The 12,422-nt window shown below is 60.9% G+C and carries 13 protein-coding genes and 2 pseudogenes; 8 read left to right on the top strand and 7 right to left on the bottom strand.

Features of this window, described 5'->3' with window-relative positions:
* The coding region (locus GNX96_RS04195; RefSeq protein ID WP_163567065.1) for an MFS transporter at positions 1–794 on the bottom strand (794 nt) is incomplete at its 3' end.
* Between the two features lie 179 nt (positions 795–973).
* Here GNX96_RS04195 and GNX96_RS04190 point away from each other — a divergent pair.
* From GNX96_RS04190 to GNX96_RS04180, 3 genes are all read left to right on the top strand, one after another.
* Positions 974–1,609 carry a TetR/AcrR family transcriptional regulator gene (locus GNX96_RS04190; protein WP_279579308.1) on the top strand — a complete coding sequence of 212 codons (636 nt, stop codon included), beginning with the start codon at positions 974–976 and terminating at the stop codon, positions 1,607–1,609.
* Positions 1,610–1,837: 228 nt separating this feature from the next.
* The gene (locus GNX96_RS04185) at positions 1,838–2,206 is read left to right on the top strand and encodes a hypothetical protein (RefSeq protein ID WP_163567064.1); all 369 of its coding nucleotides are present in this window, start codon (positions 1,838–1,840) and stop codon (positions 2,204–2,206) included.
* Positions 2,196–2,495: an alpha/beta fold hydrolase gene (locus GNX96_RS04180; protein ID WP_163567063.1), complete on the top strand. Its 300-nt coding sequence runs from the start codon at positions 2,196–2,198 to the stop codon at positions 2,493–2,495. Before GNX96_RS04185 ends, GNX96_RS04180 begins: the two co-directional genes overlap by 11 nt.
* A 43-nt stretch (positions 2,496–2,538) precedes the next feature.
* Here GNX96_RS04180 and GNX96_RS04175 read toward each other — a convergent pair whose 3' ends face one another.
* Genes GNX96_RS04175 through GNX96_RS48700 form a run of 3 tightly spaced genes read right to left on the bottom strand, consistent with a single transcriptional unit; the run spans position 2,539 to position 4,610 of the window.
* On the bottom strand, positions 2,539–3,609 hold the full coding sequence (locus GNX96_RS04175) for a chitinase (protein WP_279579307.1): 1,071 nt from the start codon (positions 3,607–3,609) through the stop codon (positions 2,539–2,541).
* 37 nt (positions 3,610–3,646) lie between these two features.
* Positions 3,647–4,264, bottom strand: a complete 618-nt coding sequence (locus GNX96_RS04170) for a glycoside hydrolase family 3 N-terminal domain-containing protein (RefSeq protein ID WP_279579306.1) — start codon at positions 4,262–4,264, stop codon at positions 3,647–3,649.
* Positions 4,221–4,610 carry a glycoside hydrolase family 3 N-terminal domain-containing protein gene (locus GNX96_RS48700; protein WP_279579305.1) on the bottom strand — a complete coding sequence of 130 codons (390 nt, stop codon included), beginning with the start codon at positions 4,608–4,610 and terminating at the stop codon, positions 4,221–4,223. Before GNX96_RS48700 ends, GNX96_RS04170 begins: the two co-directional genes overlap by 44 nt.
* Positions 4,611–5,758: 1,148 nt before the next feature.
* Here GNX96_RS48700 and GNX96_RS04165 point away from each other — a divergent pair.
* The 4 genes and pseudogenes from GNX96_RS04165 to GNX96_RS48690 all read left to right on the top strand — a co-directional run bounded on the left by GNX96_RS04165 (position 5,759) and on the right by GNX96_RS48690 (position 8,320).
* Entirely contained in the window at positions 5,759–6,187 is a 429-nt protein-coding gene (locus GNX96_RS04165) for a hypothetical protein (protein ID WP_163567061.1), read from the top strand.
* Positions 6,188–6,444: 257 nt separating this feature from the next.
* Complete coding sequence (locus GNX96_RS04160; protein ID WP_279579304.1) at positions 6,445–6,894, top strand: PucR family transcriptional regulator; 450 nt, start codon at positions 6,445–6,447, stop codon at positions 6,892–6,894.
* 623 nt (positions 6,895–7,517) lie between these two features.
* Positions 7,518–7,831: pseudogene (locus GNX96_RS48695) on the top strand (ArsR/SmtB family transcription factor); the annotation flags it as partial.
* A 6-nt stretch (positions 7,832–7,837) separates the two neighbouring features.
* Entirely contained in the window at positions 7,838–8,320 is a 483-nt protein-coding gene (locus tag GNX96_RS48690) for an SRPBCC family protein (protein ID WP_279579315.1), read from the top strand.
* A 463-nt stretch (positions 8,321–8,783) separates the two neighbouring features.
* Here the strand turns inward: GNX96_RS48690 and GNX96_RS62475 are convergent, their stop codons facing one another.
* Positions 8,784–9,206: an SAM-dependent methyltransferase gene (locus GNX96_RS62475; protein WP_390623914.1), complete on the bottom strand. Its 423-nt coding sequence runs from the start codon at positions 9,204–9,206 to the stop codon at positions 8,784–8,786.
* Between the two features lie 72 nt (positions 9,207–9,278).
* Between GNX96_RS62475 and GNX96_RS04145 the strand changes: the two are divergent.
* Positions 9,279–10,469 (top strand): annotated as a pseudogene (locus tag GNX96_RS04145) (ISAzo13 family transposase).
* Here GNX96_RS04145 and GNX96_RS04140 read toward each other — a convergent pair.
* Both GNX96_RS04140 and GNX96_RS04135 read right to left on the bottom strand, forming a co-directional pair.
* Positions 10,445–10,912: an SAM-dependent methyltransferase gene (locus GNX96_RS04140; protein WP_163567057.1), complete on the bottom strand. Its 468-nt coding sequence runs from the start codon at positions 10,910–10,912 to the stop codon at positions 10,445–10,447. The pseudogene GNX96_RS04145 and the gene GNX96_RS04140 sit on opposite strands and share 25 nt — an antisense overlap.
* A gap of 480 nt (positions 10,913–11,392) precedes the next feature.
* A complete protein-coding gene (locus GNX96_RS04135; protein ID WP_279579303.1) occupies positions 11,393–12,184 on the bottom strand; it encodes an alpha/beta fold hydrolase in 792 nt (263 codons plus the stop codon).
* Between the last annotated feature and the right edge of the window lie 238 nt (positions 12,185–12,422).

Below are 12,422 nucleotides of genomic sequence, written 5' to 3'. Positions count from 1 at the left end.
CGGGCGCGGTATGCCAACAACCGCGCCGCGAAAGGACATCTCATCGCGTGCTGCGACTTCTTTGGCCGGTTTCCCCGAAGCAAGGTGACACCGGACACCATCGCGCCGGCGCCACGGACCGACGCCCAGCCAGCTTCCGGTCCACTGACCAGGCCAAAAACCAGAAGGGATGAACCAGTTGTAGCCAGCAGCGCGCCCAGTACGTCAAAACCGCCGGCCTGTCGGCGGGAGTCGACGGCCAGGACGAGCGGCGCTAGGAGCGCGGCCGCCAAGGCGATCGGGGCCATCACGAACAGCACCGATCGCCAGCCCCATACGTTCGTCAGCACGCCCCCGAGGACCGCGCCGGCCGCCAGGCCCGCGCTGCCGCAGGCGCCCCAGATCGCCAGCGCGCGGTTGCGCGCGGCGCCTTCGGCGAAGCTGGTGTTGATCAGCGAGAGGGTGGCCGGACTGAGCAGTGCCGCGCCGACGCCCTGCACCGCACGGGCGGCGACCAGCGTTGCGGTTCCGCTGGCGAAGCCGCCTACCAGGGACGCGGCGCCGAAAAGCAGCAGTCCCGCGACGAACAGCCGGCGGGCGCCGAGCCGGTCGACGGCGCGGCCGCCAAGGAGCAGGAAGCCGCCGAAGCCCACCGCGTACGCGGTGACCACCCACTGCAACGTCTGGGGCGTGAAGGTGAGAGCACGGCCGATATCCGGCAGTGCCACGTAAACGATGTTGTAGTCGAGGGCGATCAGGAACTGGGCGAATGCCAACAGGGCGAGCCGCGGCCCGGTCCGCTGTGAGGGTGCCACGAGATTGGGCTCTTTTCGAGGAGGCGATGGTGAACGGCATGCAATCACCACACGGCGTTCAATGTTTGCATGCTGAATAGTAGCTGAGGGTTGTAGAGTGTCAAGGGTGGAAGACGTGAAGGTGAGCCGGCGAGAGCGACTGCGCGCTGAGGCGGTGCGGGGACATCAAGGCGATCGCCATGAAAGAAATGGCCGCTGGCGGTCCGGCAGCCATCTCACTGCGGGCGATCGCCCGTGAGATGGGAATGACCGCGGGTGCTCTTTACAGCTATTTCGACACCCGCGACGACCTGGTCGCCGCGCTCATCGCCGAGGTGTATACGGCCGTCGCCCAGCGACTGGAAGATGCGCGGGACTCGCGACCTGAGCGGGACCTGGCCGGTCGGATAGTGGCCGTTGGCGAGGCGTATCGGCGGTGGGCGGTCGGCAGCCCCGACGAGTTCCGGCTCATCTACGGCGATCCCATTCCTGGCTACCAGGCCCCCACCAACCAGGCGACCCAGGCCGCCGAACATCGCGCCTGCCTCGTCCTGACCGGCCTGGCGTACGCGGCGTGGCCGCAGGCCAAACAAACGCAGGGTGGCGGGGTCAGATGGTCAGACCTGCGCCCGGAGTTCGTGGCGCTGATCCGTAAGACCTACCCGGACCTGTCCGCGGGTGCCGCCGCGATGGGGTTCCGAATCTGGGGGCGCATGTACGGGCTCGTCGCCTTGGAGGTCTACGGCCACTTGTCAGCCCAACTGGCCGAACCCGGCCGGATCTACCATGCCGAGTTGCTTGACTTGGCCAGATCACTCGGACAGCCGACTCCATAGGCCGCGTTTTGCTGTCCATCAAAGGCTAATCCCGCTCCAAAGTACTCGTCGCCGCGCCAATGGCGCGACCGGCTGGTACGGACCCGCTGGCCCCCAAAGGCGCACGGCGCGGATCCAGCGGACGCCTTCCACCTTGTCGTGCCCGCACTGCCCGGATTTGGCTTTTCCACCCCACTTTCCGGCCCCGGCTGGAACCACCGGCGGATCTCGACAGCGTGGGCCGAACTCATGCGACGCCTGGGGTATCAGCGATACGGCGCACCGGGCGGCGACACCGGTTCGGTCGTGTCGCCCGAGCTGGGCCGGGTGGCACCCGAGCACGTCGTCGGCGTACACATCAACGGCGGGCTGGCGTTTCCGAACGCGCGACCGGAGGATTTGGTCGGCCTTTCACCGGTCGAACGGGCCCGACTGACCGGCGCTGAACGACTGCGCGCGGATGGCACCGGATATGCCGACATCCAGGGCGCCCAGCCGCACACACTCGGTCTTGCATTGAATGATTCGCCAGTCGGCCAGCTCACCTGGATCGTGGAGAAATTTCAAGGAATGGACCGGTCCCGCGCGCGAACTACCGGAGGATGCGGTGTCGCTTGATGAGATCCTGACCAATGTCACACTCTACTGGCTGACGGGCACCGGAACGACCTCGGCCCAGCTTTACTACGAGAACCGGACGGCCCAACCGACCTCGACCGAGCCGTCCGGCGTACCCACCGCGGTCGCGGTCTTTCCCACCGATCCGGCGATCCGCCGGATCCTCGAGCGCGAACACCGAATCGTTAGGTGGTCCGAATTCGACCGAGGCGGTCATTTTGCCGCAGCTGAGGCACCGGACCTGCTCGTGGACGACATCCGCGCGTTCTTTCGTACGCTGCGTTCTTGATCACGGTCACCGATGAGGATTCGCACCTCCTGCGGAGCAGATGTCAGCGACGAAAATATGCATCGAAGGTCCGTTGAAACTCAAAATGGTTGAAGGAATCCCAGTTAATGGACCAGGTCATTAGTCCGCGCAAACTCGGGTGTGGTCGATTTATGGCGTAGCTGCCGCAGCGCTGCCCTCGCATGAGGCAGTCCAATACCTGATCCTGTGCGCCAGGCGGAATCCAACCGCGACGGGCTGCATGCGTGTTCGCCGGCAGGCCAACCACCACCTGATCTGCACGCAAACCGGGGAAGAATGCGTTCGTGTCACCAGCCACCGTGAAACCGGTAAGCAGCATGTCGGTCATGGCAATGGGGAAGTCCGCGTCACCCATCTGATGCGTTCGATTGTCGGAACCGAGAATGGGGTCCGAATTGTAGTCTTGAACTGCGAGAACCGTGAGGTCATCACGAAGAGCGTAGATAATCGGCAGGAAGGCGCCTGACCGTGCATCCCGGGAGTTGTCCCTGCCCGGCCCGTACACGGAGTGGCCTAGTTGCACGCCCAAGGTCTCCGGAGCCATGGTCAGCACGAATTGCCGGCCGTAATGAGATTTGAGCCGCTTGAGCGCCGAGATCAGGTTGATCACGACTTTAGTTGTCGGATGCCTGAAGTCGACGTCGTCGCCGTCCAAGGCAACTGACTGTTGTTCAAAGTCCACGTCAATGCCGTCAAGCCCCCATCGATCGACAATCGCCCTCACGGAGGAGACAAAGTTGTCAACGTCACTGGCTGAGGTTAGCCGCACCTCGCTGTCGCCACCACCCAGAGAGATCAAAACCTTTTTGCCTTTTGCTCGCTGAGCTTGTATGCCGGCAAAAAACGCTTGGTCATCCTCGAAGCCCGCGCAAGTCCCGACTGCGCATCGCGTCAATGTCATCGTTCCGTGGCCAGCTGAACGAGCGAAGGCGACATTGATAATGTCCCATCCATCAGGCACGTCATTGATCGGCAGATATCCAGCGTCGTTGCCGAAGCTAGAATGCAAAAAGCCAATCAACGCATGTCGCGGCAGGTGCTGTACGGCAGCTTGTGCCGGCCGGCTGGTTCCGCCTGACACGAATACCAGCACTGCGATGCAAATCAGGCTGAGAGTGCGCTCAAATTTTCTACCTCGTAGACTCGTCGATGGACCGCAAAGCACACGCTCGATATGGCGTGAGGTCATAGAATTGCCCTTCGGAAAGAGACACCAGCACATATTCAATCAAAATCGAACAGTCAGGCAGAAAAGGTGGCGGCTGACGTGTCCAGCCTGGCGACCAGGCGGCTTCCCGGCCGGCCAGCCGCAAGAGCCGGCGAGCGTGCTCGCGTACGACATCCTCGGCGACCTCGCCAGCTTGGACGGCGGCCAACAACTGATCACCCCACGGCCCAAGCGGCCCGGGCATCACCAGATCCAGGCCACTGTTGGCGGACGGCACCGTGGTCTTGGTCGCGAAAAAGTCAGACATCACCATCCCATCCCAGCCCCACCGTCCTTTAAGGACGCCATGAATCAGGTCGCCATGCTCGGTCGCCGCAATGCCTTTGACATCGTTGTACGCGGCCATCATCGTCCACGGATTCGCGTCCTCCACGGCGATTTCGAACGGCAGCAGGTAAATCTCGTTCAACGCCCGGTCGTCGACCACCGAGTTGACCGTGAGCCGGTCGGTTTCAGCTTCGTTCGCCGCGAAGTGCTTAAGGTACGCGCCGACACCGAACGACTGCAATACCTCGCACACACGCGGCGGCGATCCGGCCAGTCAACAATGGATCTTCCGAGTACGCCTCGAAAAGCCTGCCGCCCAGCGGCGTTCGGTGCAGGTTCACGGTCGGTCCAAGGACGACGTGCACCCCGAGCGCTCGCGCTTCCTCGGCCAACAGCCGGCCGACGCTCTCCCCGACTTCCTCATCCCAAGACGAGGACAGCACCGTCGCGTTGGGCAACAGCGAGACCTTACGCCAGCCATCGACGCCAGAGCCGCCGCGCACGCCGGTCGGCCCATCCAAGAAGCCCATCGCCTCCAGCCCGATCGAGTCCTCACCGGGTAGATTGGGCATCCCGGCACCCGTGAGCAGCCGGATCACCTGATCCAACCTCAGACTGCTGAGAGCCCCTTCCAACTCACACTCACTCCTTCGAAGCTTGTCAAAATGCGGCACGCCCCTCCGAGAGCTAATATGTCGAGCCACGGTTACGACTACTCGTCAGTTCGGTCGCAAGGGCCAGCCGGCGTTTCGCTCCCGAGAGACATTCGCGAACCAAGCGCACTCATACCGAGATCTTCACAACTTATTCTGGTCCCAACCATTTTCGCGCGCTGCCAGATCCGGTAAGCACACCGAGGACATCGAAGTAGTTGGAATGACCAAAACTGCGATACGTCTCGATATCCTGAACGGCCTGCTGATTGATCTCCACTGACGCACAGGGTGTCTTATCCAAGCCGTGTAGATTCTCCAACACGTTCAAAGAAAAAAACGATTCGGTCGGGTCCACCACCAGGTGCCAACCCCTTGCCCGGTCACTCCTTCGCCAAGCCGCGATGCAGAATAGACTTCGCCACCTATAGCGAAGGAGAAAATGGCCGTATACGTGTACGCCGAAGTCCGGACGGCGACATTCCAGACGCCGGCCGGACTGAGATGCACGCTCACCTCCGAACAACAGGCGAGGTACCCGCCGCCGCGGCGACAGTAACCAAAATCAGTCCCGGCGCCATCGAAACAACTGGTTGCGCCAAGGCGGTAAGCCTTACAAAAACGGAATGCGTCACTCCTCGCTCACATCGCGAAAATGGCCATATTCTCCGCGTCAACGGTCACCAGTTCGCCAGCCGCTACGATGCCGCTGCTGACCGCACTTTCACCTAACCTCATGCGACGCTTGCTGTGTATTGTCAACGTGCGCAAGGTCGCCATCGCCGAATCACCAAGGTCGACAAAAGCGACTATCCGTGGTCGCACTGGAGCAGGCCTCTCCAGCTCGATACGCCGCTTGCGATCTCACTCGTCCCCCACGTGCGAATAATCCCAATCGCCCCATCTGTTGACTTCCACAGAAACAGCCCTTAAGCTGCAGGAAATCGATATCTCAGACCAGTCGGGTTCGGTAGCCGTAGACAGTCACTGGAGTCACGTGACGACTGCCCAGCCAGTTCGTGACTGATGGCCGGAGCGGTGGGGATTTGGTCAGCTTTCTTACGGCGGTGGAACGTCGCCGGGATGTCACTGTGATGGCCATGCATGACGCCTTGGTTCTGAAGGTGCCCAAGTACGCAGTGCTGGCGAAGCAGCACGATGCGGAGCTTGTGGACGAGCTGCACTATGTGGCGCGCAGGATGGTCGAGTCAGCGATTCACCATCAGCCGCTTGGCAAAACCGATCTCAACTTTTTCCGGGACGTGGGGCGTGAACGTGCCCGAGCCAGGTTCTCTCCCGATGATCTGCGGGCGGGTATGCAGTTGGCATACCTCGCGGGCGCGAGCGACGTGTCCGTGCTTGCGGACACGTCCAACCACGTCGATGTGACTACATACTTCGCGCACGCAACCCGTGAACTTGGCCAACTTGCACGAGTTGCCGACGTTGCCTGTGCGGCCGCACTGGCCGAGATGGATGGCGGCAAGCTCTCGGAATGGGACTGCTCGTACGGCACCTGCTAGAGGGATCATCTCCAGATGCCACGGCAGCTGCTCTCGGTGTGACGCTACCGGCCGGCTATCTTTTGCTCCTGTGCCGGCCGAGGCCTTACGGTAGTCGCCAGAAAATCCACCCCATGGTCGCGGAGCGGTTGCTAGCACGTGTTCCGGGTGCGCTTTGTCAACTCCGAGCACGATCCGAAGAACTTCTTCTCCTGTTACCGATTACTGAGGATACGCTGCGTACGGTGCGAGCAACAGGGTCCGATCTCACTGCCGAATTGGCAGCAATCATGGGAAACCTGCACGTCTTGGAGTCCGTCGCGGCGAGCCCACAGGCCGTACCTGCCGCTTACGCTGAAGCCAAGAATTCAATCGCATTGATTGCGGCGATGCCGGATGCAGAGAACCGCCCCTATCACGTGAACGAGTTGCTGATCGAGTCGACAATCTCAGCTCAACCTGCGCTACGTCGCAAGCTGGCCGGCCTACTTGAACCACTGGATCAAGGCAAAGATCTCCGGCGCACGTTGGAGATCCTGTTCGCGTGCGGCCTGGACCGGGAGAAGACCGCAAAGAGACTCTACATTCACCGCCGCACGCTCACCTACCGACTCCTGCGAATCCGCACACTAACCGGCTTTGATCCCGCGGCAGCTCACGGCATCCAAGTCCTGCGCTGCGCCCTGACCGCTGCCCGACTCCCGGCGTCTTTACAGGACGCCACCTAAGCTCTAATGTAGCCGAACCCACAACTCGCTCTCGAATTGCAGCTACTGGCGAGAGCGAGCTAGAAACGAAGTTCATCGACAATACTCTTTCGCCGGATCGCAGATCGGGACCACGTTCGGCCGTAGATCGCTGTGTACCCAACTGACAAGGACCAGTTCACGCTGGTTGCGATCGCGATCCGCTACGGAACGTTGGAAGGCATGGAGCAAGTCCTTCGGCGTTTCGACAGGACCCGGTCACCAAAGCGGCCGGCGGGACCCAACCCGGACAAACTTACGGTCCAGACGAATTAGCTGCCTTGTGGACCAAGCGCGACAGGCGTTCAACCCAGACACGATCCTTAATCAACTCGGCCTGAACAATCGCGCCGAACCTGGTCATTGCCCTAGTTGCAATCATGGATCCATGGCGCGCGCTACTGGCGATGACCGTCGGTATGCCAGCGGCAGACTGGTCAGTGGGAGCGCCTGTCGGCTAGCGACACCCTTGCTCGCTGTCGTAGTCGGCCACGACATCGCTCCTTCGGAGCGCACCGCCAAGGTTGATCGCCTCCTTGCCATGTCCCCAGAAAGGCCTGTTGTCGGACTTGACATCGACATCGGTAAGTCGTAGCTTACCGTTTGTGGGAACTTACCGAGGACTTGACGGATGGGACGTACTCGGCGATCCAAGCCGACGACTCATCGTCGCGAGCCTGGCCGAACGACCACAGGCCGTCGGCGAACTCGCCCACGCCTTGCCGATCAGCCGACCACGGTCTCCCAGCACCTCAAAGTGCTCAAGACCGCCGGGCTGGTCACCGACCACGCAACCGGCACCCGCCGGATCTACCAGCTCAATCCGGCGGCCGTGGCCGCCCTACGAGATCAACTCGACACATTCTGGAACCGCGCCCTCGCCGGCTACCAGGACACCGTCGAAGAACAACCCGAGGAGAAATTCATGACCCAGGCAGCCCCAGCAGTCGTACGCAAACACACCATCGTCGACGCGTCAGTCGAGAAGGCTTTCGCCGTCTTCACCGAACGGTTCGGCGATTTCAAACCTCCGGAGCACAACCTCCTCGGAGTAGCGATCGCCGAAACCATCTTTGAACCCAAAGTCGGCGGCCACATCTACGACAAGGGAACGGACGGCAGCGAATGCCGCTGGGCGCGCGTTCTGGCGTACGAGCCGCCAGAACGGGTGGTCTTCAGCTGGGACATCGGCCCGACCTGGCAGATCGAGACAGACCCAGACAACACCAGCGAGGTCGAGGTCAGATTCGTCGCCGAAACCCCGCACCGCACGCGAGTGGAACTCGAACACCGCCACATCGACCGCCACGGCGACGGATGGCAGGCCGCCAGCGACGGACTCGCAGACGACGCCGGCTGGCCGCTCTACCTGGCCCGCTACGCCGCCCTCTTCGCCGAAGACAACTAAACGGGCCGAAAGGCGCCGGCCACCGACGTTCGAGGGCTTTGGCATCACCACAGCAAAATCCCACGCAACACCGCCGGCCGGCGCCACCCTGAGCTAGGGCGCCTGCGCCTGGCGGTAAAGGCTGCATGTCTCCGATCGAGGTAGAGGCTGTAATCGTGGACGGCCCCGCCTGATACCCGTCCGCGCGAACGCGGGCTGCCGTTTTGTGGCAAGAAGTGCGCCAACTGTCGACCACCAGCCAAAATCGGGCGCGGACGATAAACAATGCCGATTGGAAGACCCTCCAACAAGTACGCAGGTGGCATCGCCCGCGATCGAGATGCACGGGAACATCGCTGGACCGTTAAGAGGCTGAGATGACCGCGGCAACGATCCATCAGCGGCGCTAAAGGAAGTACGAACAACCTGACTCGGTCGATTGCCATGACGTCTCACCTGCCTGGCATATTGCCAAATTCCGAGCTTATGGTTTGCGTCCGACTCCGCCCAAGCAGAGTTGGCCCACATCAGACGGCACGCCTAGGCTAGGGCCGGAGGGCCACCATGCTCCAATAGGTACGATTCCAGGATCGATCAACTCCAGCCCATCAAAGAACGAACGAATCTCCTCTGACTGGCGAAAATGCAGAGAATGGAAGGAGTCCTTGAACTTCGCCTCCAGCTTCTCAGCAAGATCGGCAAGGCGGCTGCCATCTCGCGGGTTGCTCGCATGTGACATCACAAGATACGACCCAGACGGCAGAGCAGCGACGTACTCACCAACGATCCGGCGGGCCTCGCTAGTGCTCGAGATATGGTGAATGACCAGGCCCATGATCAGCCCGACTGGTCGCTTCAGATCCAAATTTCGGATCAGCCAGGGATCACTAAGGAATTGGAATGAAATAACATTTCAAGTTGGCTGATTATTTGGTATTATGTCGGGGTGCCCAAGGATCGATCTGTTGAATTTGCTGCGATGGCGGAGCGTCTGGCCGGTTTGCTGCCGGCTTTGGATGAACGTCAGCGGCGGTTGGCGTTGGCGACGGAGGCTTGTTCGTGGGGGTATGGTGGGTGGGATTTCCGCTGTGTTTCGCGCGACCGGTGTGTCCATGCCGACGATTCGTCGGGGTGTGCGGGAGTTGGATGCTGCGGGGTGATGGTGTCCCGCGGGGTCGTGTGCGGATTCCTGGCGGGGGTCGCAAGAAGGCCGAGGACGCCGACCCGGATTTGATGGATTGCTTGGATTCCTTGATTGAGCCTGGAACGCGAGGTGATCCGGAGTCCCCGTTGCGGTGGACTACGAAGTCAACTCGCAATCTCGCCAAGGAGGCAACCGAGCAAGGCTATGCGGCTAGTCATACGCTCGTGCGGAATATTCTCCGCGGGATGGGCTACAGCCTGCAAGGAACCCGGAAAACCCTGGAGGGTGAACAGCATCCTGACCGTGACGCCCAGTTCCGTTACATCAACGGACTCGCCGAAGATTTCCTGACCACTGGCGATCCAGTGATCAGCGTGGACACGAAGAAGAAGGAGCTGGTCGGGAGGTTCACGCAGGCCGGGCGGGAATGGCGGGAAAGTGGCAATCCGGTCAAGGTCTCGACCTATGACTTTCCCAACGCGAACGGCAAAGACATCCCGTATGGCGTGTACGACATCGCGGACGACAGTGCATGGGTATCGGTCGGAGTCAACCACGACACGTCCGTGTTCGCGGTCGCTACCATCGAAGCCTGGTGGCGAGAAATGGGACACAAGAAGTATCCGAACGCCACACGCCTTCTCGTCACCGCTGACGGAGGCGGATCCAACGGTTCCCGTCCCTGGTTGTGGAAGTACGAACTAGCTCGACTCGCCAAAGCAACCGGCCTTGAGATCAAGGTCTGCCATTATCCACCCGGCACCAGCAAATGGAACAAGATCGAACACCGTCTCTTCTCCCGCATCAGCCTCAACTGGCGAGGCCGCCCCCTGGAAACCTTCCAAACCGTCGTCAACCTCATCGCCAACACCACAACCACCACCGGACTCACCGTCCGCTGCGAAATCGACACCAACCTCTATCCCACCAAAATCAAACTCACCACACAACAAAAAAAAATCAATCCCGCTAGCCAGGCACGAATTCCACGGCGAGTGGAACTACACAATCAAATCAACTGTTTGAAATCTTATATGATTCCAGCCCCTAAGAATCTCCCTCGGCTCGGACAAATCGCCGCCGACGAAGTGCGAACGATCGTTGTCTTCAAGCAACGCACGCCCGTAGGCAATGACGGTCGGGTCATTGTCGACATATACGACATTTACTTCCGGATTAATACGCTGGCTAACCTGGTGAGTGTTCTCGGCCGTGGGCAATCCCGAACCGCAGTCCAGGAACTGGTCGATCCCCTGCTCGGCCACCAACCAGCCGACCGCCTGCGCCAACCATTTACGATTCTCCACCATCAGATCGGGGATCTCCGGAGCCAACGCCACGACCTGTTCGTAGAGAGCACGGTCGGCCGCGAAGTTGTCTTTACCACCAAGGCAGAGGTCGTACACACGCGCGATGCTCGGTTTCGAGGTGTCGATAAACGACCCGCGTGACTTGTCCCTGTTAACCATGGGGCACTTCCAATTCTCGGCCACCGAACGACGGCTGGCTGCTATGAGCCTCCGTCAGAACTGTGGAGGGACTTCCTATACGGCTTCCAACTTAATGGAATTCCCGCAGTCTACGGTAGATTCTTGGCCGCAGGTGTTGTGTTGGCTGCGGTAGTTGCAGAAGTTGTCGAACCAGGGCACGATTAGGGACCTTGGGTGCGCTCGGGTGGTGAAGTGGTGGCGGGATCGGATCTCGTGTTCCAGGACGGAGAGGACGACTCGGCCGCGGCGTTGTCGAAGCGGGACCCACTCGGCCCATCGGCTGGATAATGTCTTGTTCGACTAGCCCAGGATTCGCAGTCGAACACCCTGCTCCCCCACCAAGCCGACGACCGTGTCGCCGCTGATGACGACCCATTCGCGCATCGTGCACTGGACCCAGCGACCCTCCCGGTCCGGCAGCTACCGGCCCGGGAGGATTTTGGGCTATTCGGCGCCGTCCTAGAGGAGAGCTTCCAGCAGGAGTTGGGTGATCTCGCCAGGCCGCTCCAGACTTGGCAAATGTCCGGCCCACGCAAGCTCCACCTGACGCGCCTTCGGCATGACTTGGGCAAGGTGCTGCGCGACCGCCAGGAAATAGTCCATGTCGCGAGCACCGGATACGACCAGCGCCGGAATGTCGATAGTTGCGGCATCGATCTCGGACGTTTCCGGGCCACCATCGGGATGTACGAGCTTTAGCCGGAGGCTGTTCGCCTGCATTTTCCTGACAAGCTCACGAGTGGGATCATCGGCTTCCGGGCCGAGCCAAGTCTGGACGTTCAAGTCAACCGCGGCGTCCAGCTGGCCAGCTTCCAAGAACGCCGCCACCGCCGCCGCAAAATCCTTCAAGGCTGCGGTCGGCGGAAGGCCCTGATACACGGGACAAAGCAGAATGAGCTGCGTCACGCGATCCGGGTAAGCGGCGGCGAATTCCATCGCGACCCGGCCGCCGTACGACGACCCGACCATAGCCGTTCGCGAAATTCCCAGTGAATCAAGGACCTCGCGTACGTCGTCGGCATCCCGATACGTGCCGGCAGTGGCTAGCGTCTTTCCAAAGCCACGAAGGTCGACACGTACAACCTGATGCGCAGCGATCAGCTCTGGCCATTGCGGATCCCACATCCGCAGATCGGCGACGCCTGAGTGCAGCAATAGCACCGGCGGCCCGCTGCCGTCGGATTCATGATGTATGAGCAACGCCAGTATATTCAAGCCTGGGTTAACCGTCGCGCCTGGTTTTTCTGACACCACAGCCTTCGCGGTTTGACAGGTGCCGTACAGGGCTGTTATGGCATGCCTGACAACCAGGAGCTGGTTTGCATTGTCCTCACATAACGACCCACTTAACGCGCTATATAAAACGGTAGTTCGATGTGGGATTCGACATGCGACCCTCTGAAACGGCGTCGACTACGGGAGGAACTCATTGCGGGGACGTACTTCAGAGCTGGGAGCTGTCGAGGTAGTTGACATAGTTCTCTCGTTG

The organism is Fodinicola feengrottensis (genome assembly GCF_010993775.1).
Classification (GTDB): Bacteria; Actinomycetota; Actinomycetes; order Mycobacteriales; family HKI-0501; genus Fodinicola; species Fodinicola feengrottensis.
Note: the sequence above shows the minus strand (reverse complement) of the source record. Positions and strands in the feature narration are given on the sequence as shown.